Origin of the sequence: Bacillus sp. 3G2, from assembly GCF_044324725.1 — a bacterium.
GTDB lineage: Bacteria > Bacillota > Bacilli > Bacillales > Bacillaceae_G > Bacillus_A > Bacillus_A mobilis.
Genome location: NZ_CP172246.1, coordinates 2,744,486 through 2,760,708, shown reverse-complemented (window position 1 = coordinate 2,760,708; position 16,223 = coordinate 2,744,486). Strand labels below are relative to the sequence as shown.

At 35.6% G+C, this 16,223-nt stretch carries 16 protein-coding genes and 1 pseudogene; 10 read left to right on the top strand and 7 right to left on the bottom strand.

The window, feature by feature from the left end; genetic code table 11:
* Positions 1 to 19: 19 nt before the first annotated feature.
* From lsrK to ACHZK0_RS14175, 3 genes are all read right to left on the bottom strand, one after another.
* A complete protein-coding gene (lsrK, locus tag ACHZK0_RS14185) occupies positions 20 to 1,582 on the bottom strand; it encodes an autoinducer-2 kinase (protein ID WP_262743206.1) in 1,563 nt (520 codons plus the stop codon).
* Positions 1,582 to 2,514, bottom strand: a complete 933-nt coding sequence (locus ACHZK0_RS14180; RefSeq protein ID WP_395760518.1) for a sugar-binding transcriptional regulator — start codon at positions 2,512 to 2,514, stop codon at positions 1,582 to 1,584. Before ACHZK0_RS14180 ends, lsrK begins: the two co-directional genes overlap by 1 nt.
* Positions 2,515 to 2,960: 446 nt before the next feature.
* Positions 2,961 to 4,463 (bottom strand): malate:quinone oxidoreductase, encoded by a 1,503-nt coding sequence (locus ACHZK0_RS14175; protein WP_061679966.1) that lies wholly within the window; start codon positions 4,461 to 4,463, stop codon positions 2,961 to 2,963.
* 381 nt (positions 4,464 to 4,844) lie between these two features.
* On the opposite strand from ACHZK0_RS14175, the gene ACHZK0_RS14170 reads away from it, so the two are divergent.
* The 3 genes from ACHZK0_RS14170 (at position 4,845) to ACHZK0_RS14160 (ending at position 8,170) form a co-directional block, all read left to right on the top strand.
* The gene (locus tag ACHZK0_RS14170; protein ID WP_395760517.1) at positions 4,845 to 5,891 is read left to right on the top strand and encodes a DUF2332 domain-containing protein; all 1,047 of its coding nucleotides are present in this window, start codon (positions 4,845 to 4,847) and stop codon (positions 5,889 to 5,891) included.
* A gap of 135 nt (positions 5,892 to 6,026) precedes the next feature.
* Complete coding sequence (locus ACHZK0_RS14165) at positions 6,027 to 6,611, top strand: TetR/AcrR family transcriptional regulator (RefSeq protein ID WP_073515438.1); 585 nt, start codon at positions 6,027 to 6,029, stop codon at positions 6,609 to 6,611.
* Between the two features lie 11 nt (positions 6,612 to 6,622).
* Positions 6,623 to 8,170: an MFS transporter gene (locus tag ACHZK0_RS14160; RefSeq protein WP_395760516.1), complete on the top strand. Its 1,548-nt coding sequence runs from the start codon at positions 6,623 to 6,625 to the stop codon at positions 8,168 to 8,170.
* Between the two features lie 87 nt (positions 8,171 to 8,257).
* On the opposite strand, the gene ACHZK0_RS14155 is transcribed toward ACHZK0_RS14160, so the two are convergent.
* Both ACHZK0_RS14155 and ACHZK0_RS14150 read right to left on the bottom strand, forming a co-directional pair.
* Positions 8,258 to 9,595 carry an FAD-binding oxidoreductase gene (locus ACHZK0_RS14155; protein WP_395760515.1) on the bottom strand — a complete coding sequence of 446 codons (1,338 nt, stop codon included), beginning with the start codon at positions 9,593 to 9,595 and terminating at the stop codon, positions 8,258 to 8,260.
* A gap of 158 nt (positions 9,596 to 9,753) precedes the next feature.
* Positions 9,754 to 9,831, bottom strand: a pseudogene (locus ACHZK0_RS14150) (N-acetyltransferase); the annotation flags it as partial.
* A gap of 107 nt (positions 9,832 to 9,938) precedes the next feature.
* Here ACHZK0_RS14150 and ACHZK0_RS14145 point away from each other — a divergent pair.
* From ACHZK0_RS14145 to ACHZK0_RS14135, 3 genes are all read left to right on the top strand, one after another.
* Positions 9,939 to 10,430, top strand: a complete 492-nt coding sequence (locus ACHZK0_RS14145) for a nitroreductase (protein WP_395760514.1) — start codon at positions 9,939 to 9,941, stop codon at positions 10,428 to 10,430.
* Between the two features lie 212 nt (positions 10,431 to 10,642).
* On the top strand, positions 10,643 to 12,088 hold the full coding sequence (gene entB / locus ACHZK0_RS14140; RefSeq protein ID WP_395760513.1) for a cell wall-binding protein EntB: 1,446 nt from the start codon (positions 10,643 to 10,645) through the stop codon (positions 12,086 to 12,088).
* Between the two features lie 228 nt (positions 12,089 to 12,316).
* A complete protein-coding gene (locus ACHZK0_RS14135) occupies positions 12,317 to 12,991 on the top strand; it encodes a hypothetical protein (protein WP_395760512.1) in 675 nt (224 codons plus the stop codon).
* Between the two features lie 30 nt (positions 12,992 to 13,021).
* Here ACHZK0_RS14135 and ACHZK0_RS14130 read toward each other — a convergent pair whose 3' ends face one another.
* On the bottom strand, positions 13,022 to 13,540 hold the full coding sequence (locus ACHZK0_RS14130; protein WP_270343137.1) for a kinase: 519 nt from the start codon (positions 13,538 to 13,540) through the stop codon (positions 13,022 to 13,024).
* Positions 13,541 to 13,640: 100 nt separating this feature from the next.
* Here ACHZK0_RS14130 and ACHZK0_RS14125 point away from each other — a divergent pair, with 100 nt between their 5' ends.
* The 4 genes from ACHZK0_RS14125 to ACHZK0_RS14110 are packed head-to-tail and all read left to right on the top strand — an operon-like array spanning position 13,641 to position 15,589.
* On the top strand, positions 13,641 to 13,946 hold the full coding sequence (locus ACHZK0_RS14125) for a YfzA family protein (RefSeq protein ID WP_237980150.1): 306 nt from the start codon (positions 13,641 to 13,643) through the stop codon (positions 13,944 to 13,946).
* A 13-nt stretch (positions 13,947 to 13,959) separates the two neighbouring features.
* On the top strand, positions 13,960 to 14,508 hold the full coding sequence (locus ACHZK0_RS14120; protein ID WP_395760511.1) for a GNAT family N-acetyltransferase: 549 nt from the start codon (positions 13,960 to 13,962) through the stop codon (positions 14,506 to 14,508).
* Positions 14,509 to 14,513: 5 nt separating this feature from the next.
* Positions 14,514 to 15,062: an isochorismatase family protein gene (locus tag ACHZK0_RS14115; RefSeq protein ID WP_087953332.1), complete on the top strand. Its 549-nt coding sequence runs from the start codon at positions 14,514 to 14,516 to the stop codon at positions 15,060 to 15,062.
* Complete coding sequence (locus ACHZK0_RS14110; RefSeq protein ID WP_395760510.1) at positions 15,059 to 15,589, top strand: cysteine hydrolase family protein; 531 nt, start codon at positions 15,059 to 15,061, stop codon at positions 15,587 to 15,589. Before ACHZK0_RS14115 ends, ACHZK0_RS14110 begins: the two co-directional genes overlap by 4 nt.
* A 148-nt stretch (positions 15,590 to 15,737) precedes the next feature.
* On the opposite strand, the gene ACHZK0_RS14105 is transcribed toward ACHZK0_RS14110, so the two are convergent.
* Positions 15,738 to 16,175 carry a YndM family protein gene (locus ACHZK0_RS14105; RefSeq protein WP_395760509.1) on the bottom strand — a complete coding sequence of 146 codons (438 nt, stop codon included), beginning with the start codon at positions 16,173 to 16,175 and terminating at the stop codon, positions 15,738 to 15,740.
* Positions 16,176 to 16,223 lie beyond the last annotated feature (48 nt).

Sequence of the window (16,223 nt, the reverse complement as noted above, 5' to 3'; positions counted from 1 at the left end):
CACTCCCTTATGTAATGTGTTAAAGAGCACCAGGCGCAATCCACATATGTGAGGTGAGCCCTTTATCAGCTAAAGCGAGTTGACTGTCATACACAGTTTTCCATGTTTCATAGAATTCTTTATATAGTTCATGATTTTCAGTAATTGGCTCGAATGTGTGCTCCCACTGTACAAACTGTTCAGCAGTTTCTTCCATAGATGAATATATACCAGCGCCAACTCCAGCAGCAATCGCAGTTCCTAAAGCAGCTGCTTCTTTCACAACAGGTACATTCACAGGAATACCAAGGACGTCCGATAAAATTTGTGGCCATAGTTTTCCTTTAGCAGCACCGCCAGCAAAAATGACTTCAGAAGGGAATGTTCCTGTGAGATTTTCTATTAATTTTAAGTTACCAAGTGTAACGAAGGCAGCGTTTTCTTCAATAGCACGGAACAGTTCTTTTTTTCCGCATTTGTCTGCATCTAAACTTAAATTTAAAAAAGAAGGTGCGGCATGACGCCAAGAAATGTAGTTCATTACGTTTGAAAAAGTAGGGATAATACCATGTGAGCCGACAGGTACGTCTTTCGCTTGTTCTTCTAATAAGGCATAAGCATCTACCCCGAGCTTGTCAGCAAGTTTCTTTTCCTCGTGGCAAAAAGCGTCTCGAAACCAGCGCATAACAAGGCCTGGAAAAAAGGCAATCGTTTCATATTGCCAAAGGTTAGGTACGACGTGACAATTTACCCGAATGGAAGCATGTGGATCTGTTTTTGGTTCTGTAACATTTACTTCTTGCTGCCAGAAACTACCGCCGCATATTAATGTTTGATTAGATCTAACTACTCCTGTTCCAAGTGATGCCATTTGTGCATCTCCGCCCCCGGCGACGACAGGAATTCCTTCACATAATCCAGTTAATGCTGCACAGTCTTTTGTGACGGTGCCAATTACTGTACCAGCTTCATTTACTGTTGGTGAAAATGGCAACGTTAAACCGCACTCGATAGCGACATCGTTATCCCATACTCTATTTTGTAGGTCAAAAATACCGGATGTACATCCATTTGAAGGATCGATTTGTAGTACGCCGCTTAGTTTATATAAAATCCAATCGTTTAACATCGTAAAAGAATGAATATTGCTATAGACGTCTGGTTCATGTTTTTTAATCCAAAGTAGGCGAGGTAAAGCACCTAATGAAAAAGTTTGACCAGATCTAGTATATAAATCTTCTTCAAGATGTGACCGTATTTCTTTTAGCTCACTAACTTCAGCGGATGCACGCCCATCAACATTTGCGCAAGCCCATATTTCTTGCCCACCTTTATCATATAAAACAAAACCTTCTCGCATACTAGTAGCGCTAATAGCTAGAATAGAAGAGGGCGTGACATTACTTCTGTGTAAAACTTCTTTCGTGCACTGTTGTACTAGCTTCCAGTTTTCTATTACATCAAAATTCATAGAACCTGGGTAACGAGGATCTGTGTTATGAACCCATTCTTTTTGACTGACCGCAATTTGATTACCTAATAAATCAAAAAGAACAGCTCGAATGCTTCCTGTACCAGCATCAAAAGCTAATAAATGAGACATTAACAATCACCATCCTTTCGTAATAATGAGAGGGCCGTTTCCTCGTCGGTAATTAATGTATGAATGAACTTTCCTTTTAAGGCACCATAAATTGCATCTATCTTTTCTATACCTCCAGCAACACCAACAACATGTTTCATTTTGCGCAGAATTGTGAGCGGCGTACCAATTAGTCGATTATGATGCGGGAGGTTTAATAAATCACCATCCGTATTATAAAACTGCCCTAAAATATCGCCAGCACCGTTTTGACTACGAATATACGTCATCTCACGTAGCGTTAATTTTTCTTCTTTTACAATCGTAGCGTCTTGAGATAATCCTCCAATACCGACAACTGCCGTATGTGCAAGTGAAGCGACATGAAGCATATCTTTTACACTCGGTTCCGATAGAATACTTTGTGCCATTTCGGTTGTAGATGCTAGAAACGGCGTAGGGATAATGTGAAGATCGCCTTGCATGTAGTGTAAATAGTTTTGTTTTCTTGGGAGATAGTGATTTACTCCGCCAGTTAGCGTTACGATTGAAAGATTAATAGAACTTTCAAAATGAATATTTTCTAGCATTTTGCTAATCGTTTCGCCCCAGCCAATACCGAGTAAATCGCCTTGCTGGAGTTGAGTCTCTAAATATTGTGCAGCAGCTTTTCCGAGTGAGGCGGCATAATTGTCTATTGGAGTAGGGATAATGAAAGCATCTTTTAAGTGGAACTTTTTCATTAGGTCACGTTCAATACTTAAACAGTGCAAGCCAGTACCTTTTACGTGAAATGTAACGATACCTTCACTGCGTGCCTTTTCTAATAACCGGACGACTTTATTTCTAGAAATATGAAGAAGTGAAGCGATCTCCTGTTGTGTTAATTGATCTTTATAATAGTACCAAGCTACTTTAGTTAATAAATTCTCTTCAAAGTTCAGCTGTGTCATACTCGTCATCCCTTTCAACAATTGACCAATGCTTAAACATATGTGCCGTATATTTTGTTTATTCCAGTTGAAAATTGAATAGGTGGGGGTTTTATTCATTACCGTTAATTAATAGTATGACTCCCACTTAACTTCTTTGGCCAAGATGTATATTGAGATGGGAGTCATACTGAACGTTAATGTGCGTGAAAAAAATGTACAAAGTCTTTATCGGTAGGGGATAGCTTAGAAGTAAAGAGAATTGGAAATATGTATGTCGAGGAGAGTTCTATTAGTGAGGATAAATTTCAGTTGAGAGCTAATATTTATTTGTCGTTTTTTGTAGGTAAGTCGATATTCATTGTCGCATCGTTGATATATTGAAAAAATCGTCGATATAATTTCATTCACAATACTTTTTCGCCAGAGAAATTAAAAAACGTCCGAATATATCGGACGTTTTTTCTTTAGTTATGAACCGTTTCTTTTTCATTTAATCCAAGTGTACGACCAGTCGAAGTGTGAAGGTCTTGGAACAATCTTGGGTTTTCAGTTAATGAAATGCCGTAAGAAGGAATCATTTCTTTTATTTTTCCTTCCCATTCTACCATGCGGCTTGGGAAACATTTTTCTAATACTTCAAGCATGACGTGAACAGCAGTAGAAGCACCTGGTGAGGCACCAAGTAACGCAGCGATTGATCCATCAGCCGCACTAACAACTTCTGTACCGAATTGAAGTGTACCTTTACCGCCAGCATCAGTATCTTTAATTACTTGCACACGTTGCCCAGCAACTACAATATCCCAATCTTCACTTTTCGCGTTCGGAATGAATTCGCGTAATTCTTCCATACGCTTTTCATGTGATAACATAACTTGCTGAATTAAGTATTTTGTTAGTCCCATTTCTTTTACACCAGCTGCTAACATCGTTAAGACGTTATTCGGTTTTACAGAACCGATTAAGTCAAGGTTTGAGCCGGTTTTTAAGAACTTAGGAGAGAACCCTGCGAACGGTCCAAATAGTAAAGCTTTTTTATTGTCTATATATCTCGTATCAAGGTGAGGTACAGACATTGGCGGAGCGCCAACTTTAGCTTTACCGTATACTTTCGCATGATGTTGCTCTACAACTTTTTGGTTTTTACATACCATAAATAGTCCACTTACTGGGAATCCACCGATATGTTTTGATTCAGGAATGCCAGTCTTTTGTAGTAGAGGTAGACTACCACCGCCGCCGCCAATAAAGACGAATTTTGCAGTATGATGTTCAATTTTACCACTATTCATATCGTGTACTTTTACTTCCCACAAACCATTCTTTGTGCGTTTAATATTTTCGACACTATGTTTGTAGTTTAGCTCGACATTTTTCGTTTGTAAGTAATCAAACAACATACGAGTTAATGCACCGAAGTTAACATCTGTTCCAGAGTCAATCTTCGTTGCAGCCATCGGTTCGTTAGGTGTACGTCCTTCCATAATGAGTGGAAGCCATTTTTTTAATGTTTCAGGAGCATCGGAAAATTCCATACCTTGAAACAGTGGATTTTTTGAAAGCGCTTCAAAACGGTTTTTTAGAAACTCAACATTTTTTTCACCTTGTACTAAACTCATATGAGGTAGAGGCATAATAAAATCTTGTGGATTACGAATTAATTTACTTTTTACAAGATATGCCCAAAATTGTCTTGAAAGCTGGAATTGCTCATTCACTTTTACAGCCTTACCAATATCTATAGATCCGTCAGATTTTTCGGAAGTATAGTTCAGTTCGCATAGCGCAGAATGCCCTGTACCTGCATTATTCCATTCATTAGAGCTTTCTTCCCCGGCACTTGCGAGTTTTTCAAAAACTTTAATTTCCCATTCAGGTGCTAATTCTTTTAGTAATGAGCCTAACGTTGCACTCATAATTCCTGCACCAATTAAGATAACGTCTGTTTTTTGCTGCATGTTGCTCATGATAATCTCTCCATCCCCTATATTGGCAAAAAAGAGTAGGTGTTTACTGTGTCTAAGCCGTAAAAAGAAAACACCGCCTAGGCCCCACCTAGGTATTTACCTTTTTTGTCTCAATTGTATAACCATCTCATACTCTATTATAATAATTAATAGACTAAAATATCTAGTGTTATCTGATAATTTTAAACTATTTAACGTTTTATTCGCCAAAAATCTTATTTAACAAGCTCTTTTAAGGTGATAAATAGAAAAAAATTACAGTTTGAAATTATCTCGAAAAAGCTTACGTATCCAAAAGCGGGTAGAAAGTATACCTTTTTATGGGATTTTTTGCTCTGTTTATTGTATGATTATTCTGAAATTTAAAAAGGAGGGATACACATGCGTACACAAGAACAAATCGCAAACTTATTTCGAAATTTTTCAATAAAGGAATGTAAAGGGTCAAGTGACTTATATGAATACTTAGCAATACAAATTGCTGAAGATGAGGAAGTACTTACACTATCTTCCTACGCTCAAGCAGGTCAACCAGTCCCAAACTTATTATTAGGTGCTGTACATTATTTATTACTAGCAGGGAAAGAACATCATTTAAAAACGTATTATAGTAGCTTAGTTGAACATGCCAATACGAATTTAAATCAAGCTTTTGATCATTTTAAAGATTTCTGTAAAATGTACAGAGAAGAAATTATTAATTTATTACAAACGAAACTTGTTCAAACGAATGAAGTAAGACGATGTGCGTACTTATATCCAAGTTTCAGTTACATATTTAACAAAGTGAATAAACCGTTAGCGTTAATAGAAATTGGGACAAGTTCTGGATTACAACTATTTTGGGACCAATATAGCTATTCGTACGGTACAGATGAAACATACGGAAATATAAATTCGAATGTACATGTAACTTCTGAAATAAGAGGGGAGAATGTGCCTCAACTTTTAAAAGAAAGTCCACCTGTCGTAGAAAGAATCGGATTAGATTTACATGTAAATGATTTACATAGTAACGAAGATTATTTATGGCTACGTGCACTTGTTTGGCCAGAACATAAGGAAAGGCTTGAACTCTTTGACAAAGCTGCATCTTTAGTAAAAAATGAATCTGTTCAATTAGTAGAAGGAGACGGTGTGGAGCTATTACCATCTATTATTGAACGAATAAGTAGCGATGCTGTTATCTGTATTTTCCATACACACGTCGCCAATCAAATACCTGAACAAGTAAAACGTAAGTTAGAAAAACAAATCCAAGAAATTGGCGCAAAACGTGATGTATTCCACCTGTATAACAACATGTGGGATCGTGACCTTCATATTGATTATTATATTAACGGAAACGAATATCGTGAAACGGTTGGAGAAACAGAAGGGCATGGGAGATGGTTTAGCTGGAAACTTGGGAATGAGACGCTTTGTTAATATTTGAGAAATTTTTATTTTCAAGAAATTAGATAATGAAATTCCAGAAAAATGAAAGTAACTAGTTACTTTCATTTTTCTTTTGTGATAATATGTTAGTAATTACTTACTAACATATTGGATGGAGGAATAAAGATGGGGAAATTAACAGCACGAGAAAAAGTTATGGAAGCTGCTACGTTATTATTCGGGGAAAAGGGGTATACAGCGACAACAATTCGTGAAGTGGCAGAAAAAGCTGGGGTAAGCGAGTTAACGATATTCCGTAATTTTAAAAATAAGGAAAATTTATTTAGAGAGAGTATTATTTTACGGACGACACCAGTGGCTTTGTTAGAGGAAATTGAAGAACAATTTACTGGTGATTTACATAAGGACCTTACGAAAGTGGCAGAAACATATATTCAAACCAATTTGCCAAAGCTGAACTATATTTGGGCTGCATTAATAGAATCAAGACAAAATAGTGAAATGAAAACATTACTACACGAGTTGAATTCACATTTAGTAGATCACCTAGAAAATTATTTAAAGCAACTTGGAGAGAAAGGACACATTTCCCCGTGTAATTACCGTGTAATAGCGAATATGTTTTACGGACAACTGTTTTTATACATTATGAACGTTAGTATAACGGAAGAAGAAATTCAGTTAGAAGAATATATAGAGACGTGTGTAAATTTATTTATGAATGGAATTTCAAATAAAGAAAACGAATAGGGGTGGGAGAATTGCGGAATACATTTGCATTAATAGCTTTAATTGCAGGTTTTTTTATGGCAATTTTAGATTCAAATATTGTGAATATCGCATTACCAGAAATGACAAAGACATTTCATTCGTCAATTGATACAATTTCATGGATTGCTAATAGTTATAACGTCGCCTTTGTATCGTGTTTATTAATTGCAGCACGTCTTGCGGACCAGTTTGGTCGCAAGAAGCTGTATATTATTGGTTTATTGGGGTTTTCTGTTAGTTCGTTTATGTGTGGTATAGCCACTTCTTTTCATACATTAGTAGCTTTTAGGGTAATACAAGGAATTTCAGCCGCAGTTATCGTACCAGTTGCTATGCCATTAGGCCTTAATTTAGTACCGAAAGAGAAACAAGGTATGATAGGAGGTATCATGGGAGCTTTTGGGGGATTAGCAGCGGCAATTGGCCCTTCACTTGGAGGTATTTTAACTCACAAATTGAATTGGAGTTGGGTGTTTTTTATTAATATACCAGTTGGTATTTTATCTTTCATCTTCGTGATTCTTTGTATTAAGGAATCCTATGATCATGCTGCAAGCTCTAAAATAGATTGGGCAGGTATGATTACTTCTGCATCTGCACTATGCTTACTCGTATATGCACTCATACAAGTAAATACAAATCATTTAAGCATGATAAGCTTAATACTTCTTTTTATGCTCTCACTCATAGGTTTTATATTATTTTTTATTATTGAAAAGAAAAGTGAAAATCCAATGTTGCCATTAAAGTTATTCACAAATAAAGAGTTTTCAATCTCGAATTTTTCTTTATTCTTTGTTGGAATGGGATTAATGAACTTTTTGTTTATACTTGCTTTTTATTTCGTTCAAGTAGGAGGTATGACTGAATTACAGTCAGGTTTAATAATTAGCACGCTAGCGATAGTTTCAATGATTGTTACATCAGTAGTGACACCAATTGCAGCAAAGCGGGGAAGTTCATTAATAGGTAGTGTAGGACTACTAATATTTATCATAGCATCATATTTATTTAGTCAAATAGACTCCACCTTTACTACATGGGATTATATTTGGCGATTAATGATTGTGGGGATTGGAACTGGCTGTACAATAGCACCGTATACAACAACGGCAGTTTTAAGTGTGCCAATTGAAAATTCAGGCGTTGCTACAAGTGTATGTAATATTTCTAGAACAGTTGGAGGTATTGTTGGGGTAGCGATTCTGGTGATGTTTTTGAATCATCAGTTGTTAGTTGAAAAAGAGAAGATAAATAAGGAAGTAGTGACTATGATTAAAAATAGTGATTTGTCAAATTTAGAAAAGGTACAAGTAGTGCAAGCGATAAATAAAAAACAGCAAATCGACTTAAAAACTGATGAGGAGGGCAAAATTTACAAACAACTAAATGCGGAATATAAGAAAGGAATTATTCGTAGTTATAATTTAGCATTTTTAATCGGAGCTACTATATTTTGTCTCGCATTGATTTTTAATATAGTAAGATTCTTAATAGATAAGAAAATAAGTAAAGAAGTAAAATCTTATGTTTCGTAAATGTTATTATATAAATTAAAAGATATTGTTCAAACTGCTAAATATAACATGAATGTTTATTTAGCAGTTTGAACAATATTAAAGCAGTTAAAAAGGCGGAATACTTTGCGGGAAGTTAAAAACATTTTTCGGATCATATTTTGCTTTTACTTCCATTAATCGGTCAAAGTTGCAACTGAAGTATGCATCTGGCCAATCTTTAATGGATAGGTCGGGAGTATTAACATAGACACCTTTTGTAAATGGCAGCATTGCTAAGCGAAAGTCTTCCACCCATCGAATACTTGCAGCAGCACCTTCTGGTTGCCCCCAAGTGGCGAAGATTGACATATTTGATAGTGCTTTTCGGTAAAAGTAAGCAGTTGCCTCATTTGGCACCTCAGCAACAGCCCCGCCTAATCCGTGGAAAAATACGGAGGTGGTGGCATGGGGAGGTGAATTTTTAATAAAGTGATCAATTATGGATAGGCCTTCTTCTGGTAGGAGTTCATATACATATGGACCAACACTTTTAAAGGGTAAAGGTGTTGCAGGTTGCTTTTCGGCTATTTTCGCTGCTGCTTCTGCCCATGGTATTTCTTCTATAGTTACTTGTAATGCTGAACCGGCGTTTAATAATGGCTGTAGCAGTACCTGCAATTCTTGAACAGAGCCGAGAAATACACCTTGCATTAATAAAGATGGTTCGAACTCTGCAGACATGAAAAGAGTAGTTGTAAGTCGTTTATCAGCGCAAGGTAGTGTGTAAGTTTGCCAAGTGTTTATTACGTCTTTTAAATCGGATATTCCCCAGCTTATTTCTGCAAAGCCTACCGTATTAATTTTATGCGTTCGAAATTTGAACGAAGTACATATGCCAAAGTTTCCACCACCAGCACCTCGTGAAGCCCAAAAAAGGTCAGAGTTACACTTTGTATTAGCACGTATTACACAGCCGTTTGCGTCTACCATTTCAAATTCAATTAAATGATCGAGAGTTAATCCAAACGGACGGGAGAGAATGCTATGTCCGCCTCCTAAAGTAACACCTGCAATACCAGGTGTCGGACAAACTCCACTTGGCACAACTAATCCTTCAGCTGCAAGTGTTTCAATTAAAGAAATGTTCCTCCAGCCTGTTCCGATTGTTACAGTCTCACTTTTGTGATCTATTTCTAATTGTTTCATTTCACTTACATCAATTACAAGGCCAGCATTACTAACGGATAATGCCTCATAATTATGACGTCCAGAGCGCATACGCATAGGGATGTTATGTAGCCTCGACCAGCGAACAGCATTCACTACATCTTGCGTATTTTGAGCAAAGACAATGATTAACGGGAATTTGTTAAAGAATGTGTTGAACTCTTCACGAGCTGAATTATAGTCCGGATCATTAGGTGTAACGATACGACCAGTAAGTTCGATTTTTGGATTACTCATTTTCTCTTTCTCTCCTTGTTACAAAATAAAATGCTTACAATTTGGAAAAGCAGTAAGTAAACAATGACTATACTTTAAGATTAAATGAAGAAAGGAAGGGGAATATTCCGATAAAGAAAAAGGCAGTGCTTCATATATGTAGCACTGCCTTTTTGTAATTATATATATGTACTCAAAATCTCCCCAGGCAATACATCAATCTCCCAAACTTTTTCAGATATAAAAACTACATTTATAAAAGATTAACAAAAGTAATTGTTAATCTTTGGTTAGTATCGTACATACAATATGTAATTAAGTAAGTGTACTATGGAGCGAATACAGAAAAGGGTGAATGAAGCATATGAATTCATTTGAGCAAATGATGTACGTTGGTATCATCATGTCTATTGTACTATCTGTAATGATTTTAGGATCTTTATATTATAATCCGCGTCTTTCGTTAACTGATTATCCAAAAGATATTCAAAAGGTAGTTTTTCCAAAATCGATTTATGAAAAAAAGCAAACAATCTACTTTAATATTGCATATCATGCGATTCTTTTCGGTACACCTTTCGTTTCTACATATATACTTCATAAACATGAAAAATTATTGTATATAGATGCCTATTTACATACTTTTGGTATTTTAATGATTTTTAATTTAGTAGATTTGTTTATACTGGATTGGCTAATCTTTTGCTGGATTACTCCAAGATTTGTTGTTATTCCTAGTACAGAAGGGATGAAAGGATATAAAGATTATAAGTTTCATTTAAGAGGTGCTATAGTAGGCACAAAATTTTTAGCAATCGTAAGTTTGTTTTTGGCGGGAATTGCGACAACGATTTAGTATGCAAAAGGGCATGAAGAGTTTATAGAAGATGAAGAGATTGATAATGTATAGAATTAGAAATGAGAATTTGATACTATTGAAGTAGGAAGTTTTAAAAACAGTATATTAAGCGGTATTAATATACTATTGCAAATGTTTTGATACGCTGTGGAATTTCCTGGTTTTATGGAAATTTTTCATAGAATACAAAAAACGTAATGGAGGCTAATATGAAAAAAGTAATTGGAGCAGCAACAGCAACTGTTTTTGGGTTGGGGGCTTTTACCACAACTGCTATCGCAGAAACGATCGTAACAGCAGATGTACTCAACGTACGTGAAAAACCGACAACGGAATCAAAAGTTGTTGAAAAGGTAAAAGAGGGACAAGAGTTAAAAGTAATAAATACCGAAGATGGATGGTCAAAAATTGATTTAAACGGTAAAGAAGTGTTTGTAAGCTCAGAGTTTACAAAAGATGTGTATCATGTAACAGCGAATTTGTTAAATGTCCGTTCTGATGCAAATACAGAATCAGAAATTCTTGGCAGACTGAAAAAAGATGATGTAATTGAATCAACGCATCAAGTAAAAGACGGTTGGCTACAATTTGAGTATAAAGGAAAAACAGCTTATGCAAATGTTTCTTTCCTATCAAGTACAGCACCAGTTGAAAAAAAAGCTGAAGAGAAAACGAAGCAAGTAGCGAAAGTCCAAAAAACGGTTAAAGCTAAGGGAGAAGTAAAAACACAAAAAGTAGCAAAAGTGCAAGAAGTAGCAAAGCCTAAGGAAGAAGTGAAAGTGCAAGAAGTAGCAAAGCCTAAGGAAGAAGTGAAAGTGCAAGAAGTAGCAAAGCCTAAGGAAGAAGTGAAAGTGCAAGAAGTAGCAAAGCCTAAGGAAGAAGTGAAAGTGCAAGAAGTAGCAAAGCCTAAGGAAGAAGTGAAAGTGCAAGAAGTAGCAAAGCCTAAGGAAGAAGTGAAAGTCCAAGAAGTAGCAAAGCCTAAGGAAGAAGTGAAAGTCCAAGAAGTAGTAAAACCTAAGGAAGAAGTGAAAGTACAAGAAGAGAAAGCCCAAGAGATAGCAAAGGCTAAAGAAGAAGCAAAAGCCCAAGAGATAGCGAAAGCTAAGGAAGAGGCAAAAGCTAAGGAAGAAGCAAAAGCCCAAGAAATAGCGAAGGCTAAAGAAGAAGCAAAAGCCCAAGAGATAGCAAAGGCTAAGGAAGAAGCAAAAGCCCAAGAGATAGCAAAGGCTAAAGAAGAGGCTAAAGCAAGAGAAATAGCAAAGGCTAAGGAAGAAGAGAAAGCAAGAGAAATAGCAAAGGCTAAAGAAGAAGAGAAAGCAAAAGAAGAGTCTAAAAATAACATACAGTCTGCTAAACGTGAATTAACGGTAGTAGCGACAGCATATACTGCTGATCCAAGTGAAAATGGTACATATGGTGGACGCGTTTTAACTGCGATGGGGCATGATTTAACGGCTAATCCGAATATGAGAATTATCGCAGTTGATCCGAAAGTAATCCCATTAGGATCTAAAGTATGGGTAGAAGGTTATGGCGAAGCTATCGCTGGTGATACTGGAAGTGCTATTAAAGGAAATCGTATTGATGTTTTAATGGGCACAAAAAGTAAAGCTATGAATTGGGGAAGACAAACTGTTAAAGTTAAAATTTTATAATAAATATAGTTAACTAGATAGAAGTCAGTTCTCTTTATTGAGACTGGCTTTTATTTTTGAGTTAATATGATTGATTCATGGAAAGAAAAAGTAAATTTATTATATATCAAATCATTTACTATGTATTTTCACTTGTAATAGTGTAATTATGTTTAAAGTATAGGTGTATTCTAGTGTTAATTCTTTTTTAATGAAGTGGATTAGATTTATGTAAAGCGAGGATGGAATATGACAATGGAATTATATGGGGAACAGTACAATGATATGAAAGGGTATAGGGTAGTAGAAGGTAAAGAATCCTACAATCATTACTTTGGTGGTGAAGAGTGTAATTTACCATTTTGTAAGTTATGTGGTGAGAATATGCATCAAATTCTCTGTTTTGATTTAAAAGATGAGAGGATTGCTGAACTTAAAAGTAGTGAGCTAGACATTTTACCTTTAGTTTCATGCTTGAACTGCGCAATGGTGTGGGGTCCACAATATTTCCAGCTAAGTGATGGAGGTAAGACAGTTCAAATGATAAGGCAAGGTAATTCAGAAGAATGGATAATGGAAGAGGAAGATAATTTACCAGTTGCATTACCAAAAACAGCGGTAATGCTTATAAATATGGAAAATGGAGATATACCTACAGATGAAGATAGTTACTGGGAAGCTTTCGATTTGTTCGGTTCGGAATATGTATGTAGATTATTAGGGGCACCATTATATGGTGATCTTCCAGAGGATTTGGCGTGTCCAACTTGTTCTAAAGAGATGAAATATGTTGCTACAATTACACAAGATATTGAGGAACGTGAACTTATTTCAGTTGTTGATTTCCAGTTCGGGGAAATGAATATCTATTTTTATTTATGTAAAGATTGTTCAATTATAAAAACTGAAATGCAAAGTACATAATAAAAATAAGACTGACATATTCTGTCGGTCTTATTTTCGTACCATAATATCATTAAGAATCGCATCAAATATATCTTTTTGCGTGAAGTTATCTGTAAAAATAGTTTCGCTAGCAACTTCAATTGTATCGTGTGGATTATACCATTTTTCTAGGGAATCCTCACCAAATTCATGCCGCTTTTCCCTTGTGTTATGTCGTCGAATCGTTTCTTTTAACGATAAATCAAAGTAATATGTATAAGCGTTTCCTTCAAAATAATGTATTAATTCTTTTAACATTTCACCGTATCTTCGACTGTTTAAAATACCTTCTAAAATAACAAACTCACATTTTCCTTTTCCGTACTTTGTAATTTCAAATAGTAAATCATGTGATAAATTCCCCATCGTGTCGTGTACTCTAAGCATATCTCTACGTACAACATCCTGTGATACTAAAAGTGTACCTTGTCCGAAATGTTCTTGTAGTTGCTTTGCGATTGTTGTTTTACCACTTGCGGAGTTGCCTCTAAGAATGATTAAAGTTGATTTAAGTAAAGGATTAGACATAATGTATTCCCCCATCGTGAATGAGTATATAGAAAATTTTAACAAAAAAAGTGCGGAAAGTGTATAATTAATAGGATTGAAATAAAAAGGTGGGAGTTAGATGGAACATGAATTAAATAAGGCGCAGCCGATTTGGAAACGGACATGGTTTCGCTATCTAGGGGTATTTATAATTGTTCAATTACTATTTATTATTTGTGAGATTACAGGATGGGCACCAAATTTTAAGCCAAGTGGAGAGTTTTTAAATAGAATTTTACATTCTGAATTTTTCACGGAATGGTTCACTCCATATGAAATTCCTCATTTTAATGTGTTTACAGCATTTTTTGCGATTACATTGTTACCATACGCATTAATAGGTGCAATGAAAGATTTTACAACAAGGAAAAATATAAATAATTAAAAAGAGGTATTATATGCTATTTCAAAAAGATCATGTATCGGTACGGTACGTAAAAGAAGAGGATGCACAGGTCATTTCAAAATGGTTAACAGCCCCAGAAGTCTTGCAGTATTACGAAGGGCGAGATAATCCGCAATCTGTAGAAATGGTACTGGATCATTTCATACATAATCCCAATAGTCATGAAAAAAGGTGTGTAATAGAGTTTGATAATATGCCGATTGGTTATATTCAAATGTATCCAGTTGATTCTGAGTGGAAAGCATTATATGGCTATGAAGAATCTCAAAATATTTGGGGAATGGATCAATTTATCGGTGAGCCGACTTATTGGGAAAAAGGAATTGGAACGAAACTCGTTCAGGCAGCAATTACATATATTATGGAGAACATGGGAGCAGAAGCAATCGCAATGGACCCGAAAGTAAATAATGAACGCGCAATAAACTGTTATGAAAAATGCGGATTTAAAAAGGTGAAGATATTAAAGGAACATGAGCTGCATGAGGGGAAATTAGAAGATTGTTGGATGATGGAATATAAACGTATAGAGGATAGGTGATAAAGGTGAAGGCGCTACTTGTATTAGATATGCAGAAGGGGATTTTAGAGTGTAAGGATTTTTCTATTGAAAAAGAGTTAATTGCAAATGTTTTAAAACAATTTAAAGCTGAGAATGAACCTATTATTTTCTTAAAACACAGAGATCATAATCCAGAAAGTACGTTGTATTATGAATCAACTGGAAGTGAATTAGTAGAAGAATTTACTGGGTTTGCGGATTATATAGCCGAGAAGACGACACCTAGTGCGTTTAAAGATACAAGTGTTGAAGAAATATTAACGAAACATAAAGTTGATCATGTTGTTATCGTTGGATTTAATACGGAATTTTGTTGTTTATTTACAAGTATCGCTGCTTTTGAAAAAGGATATAAAGTTACGGTTATTGAAGATGCGACGGGAACGGCTAATGATGAAGAAGTATATGAAATGCCTGGGCTAGATATAAAGGACTTCGTCGGATCAATCTTGAATTGGTCCAGTGTAATTGAAGTACTATATTATGATGAATATGTAGAGGCCTATACAAACAAAGGGAGCTATGCGAAATGAAAAAAGCATTAATTGTAATCGATGTGCAAACGGGAATGTATACAGTAGGAATGCCTGTACATAATGGGGAAAAGTTTTTACAAACATTACAAGAGCTTATCGGGGAATGCCGTTTAAATGATATACCGGTTATTTATGTACAACATAACGGACCGAAAGATCATCCTTTGGAAAAAGGTACAGATGGTTGGAAAATTCATGCGGCAATTGCTCCGCAAGATGGTGACAGTATCGTTGAAAAGACGACGCCAGATTCATTCCATAAAACCAATTTAAACGAAGTATTACGAGAAAAAGGAATTGAGCAGGTTATTCTTTCAGGAATGCAAACAGAGTACTGTGTGGATACGACAACGCGTAGAGCGTTTAGTGAAGGGTATAAAGTAACATTAGTAAGTGATGCGCATAGTACGTTTAATACAGAGGTGTTACGTGCAGAAGAAATTGTGAAACATCATAACGCAGTATTAGGAGCGTTTGCGGATGTCATTACATTAAAAGATTTGAAAGGAGCTGTCTCTAAATAAGAGGCAGTTTTTTATTAGAGGAAATCGTGTCAAATATTGTCGGTAAGTGGATATATTGAAATAATCGTTGATATAATTTCACGTACCATATTGAAAACATAAAAAAGGAGCACCACAAAATTAAAAAGGGCGCTCCTGCATCAAAATGTTACTTCTTCTTATCTTTATCCAATATATTCTGCTCTTCCGCAAATTCCGTACCATATGCAAAGCGGCGATTAATATGAATGTTATCATTGTTGTGCCTTGTGTGTGAGCTAGAAAAGCGATGAACGATTACTTCAGATAATGTAAAGACTGTAGCGGAAAGGAAGCTGCCCCATGCTATTTGCATGTAATTGTCTAATAAAATATTACCGAAAATCCATACGCTTAAATACGGTAGTAAGAAATCCGACATAATGGCACCAGTATTGCCAATTCGGTTTAATATGATTTTATCGACGAACATATAGGATACGATTGTAACAAAGAGACTAAATGAAATAATTTGGACGAATGTTGCAGGGAAAAATAAAGCAAGTCCAATACTAAATGCGATAATGCACGATATAAACTTAATAAGAACTACAGTAAAACCATTCAATATTTACACCTCCGATTTATACATAGTTTTACAATAAATTTAGGAGTT

What these genes read in the sequence shown, in the direction of transcription:
- lsrK (WP_262743206.1), bottom strand. Translation starts at nt 1,582, where the DNA reads ATGTCTCATTTATTAGCTTTTGATGCTGGTACAGGAAGCATTCGAGCT.
- ACHZK0_RS14180 (WP_395760518.1), bottom strand. Translation starts at nt 2,514, where the DNA reads ATGACACAGCTGAACTTTGAAGAGAATTTATTAACTAAAGTAGCTTGG.
- ACHZK0_RS14175 (WP_061679966.1), bottom strand. Translation starts at nt 4,463, where the DNA reads ATGAGCAACATGCAGCAAAAAACAGACGTTATCTTAATTGGTGCAGGA.
- ACHZK0_RS14170 (WP_395760517.1), top strand. Translation starts at nt 4,845, where the DNA reads ATGCGTACACAAGAACAAATCGCAAACTTATTTCGAAATTTTTCAATA.
- ACHZK0_RS14165 (WP_073515438.1), top strand. Translation starts at nt 6,027, where the DNA reads ATGGGGAAATTAACAGCACGAGAAAAAGTTATGGAAGCTGCTACGTTA.
- ACHZK0_RS14155 (WP_395760515.1), bottom strand. Translation starts at nt 9,595, where the DNA reads ATGAGTAATCCAAAAATCGAACTTACTGGTCGTATCGTTACACCTAAT.
- ACHZK0_RS14145 (WP_395760514.1), top strand. Translation starts at nt 9,939, where the DNA reads ATGAATTCATTTGAGCAAATGATGTACGTTGGTATCATCATGTCTATT.
- entB (WP_395760513.1), top strand. Translation starts at nt 10,643, where the DNA reads ATGAAAAAAGTAATTGGAGCAGCAACAGCAACTGTTTTTGGGTTGGGG.
- ACHZK0_RS14135 (WP_395760512.1), top strand. Translation starts at nt 12,317, where the DNA reads ATGACAATGGAATTATATGGGGAACAGTACAATGATATGAAAGGGTAT.
- ACHZK0_RS14130 (WP_270343137.1), bottom strand. Translation starts at nt 13,540, where the DNA reads ATGTCTAATCCTTTACTTAAATCAACTTTAATCATTCTTAGAGGCAAC.
- ACHZK0_RS14125 (WP_237980150.1), top strand. Translation starts at nt 13,641, where the DNA reads ATGGAACATGAATTAAATAAGGCGCAGCCGATTTGGAAACGGACATGG.
- ACHZK0_RS14120 (WP_395760511.1), top strand. Translation starts at nt 13,960, where the DNA reads ATGCTATTTCAAAAAGATCATGTATCGGTACGGTACGTAAAAGAAGAG.
- ACHZK0_RS14110 (WP_395760510.1), top strand. Translation starts at nt 15,059, where the DNA reads ATGAAAAAAGCATTAATTGTAATCGATGTGCAAACGGGAATGTATACA.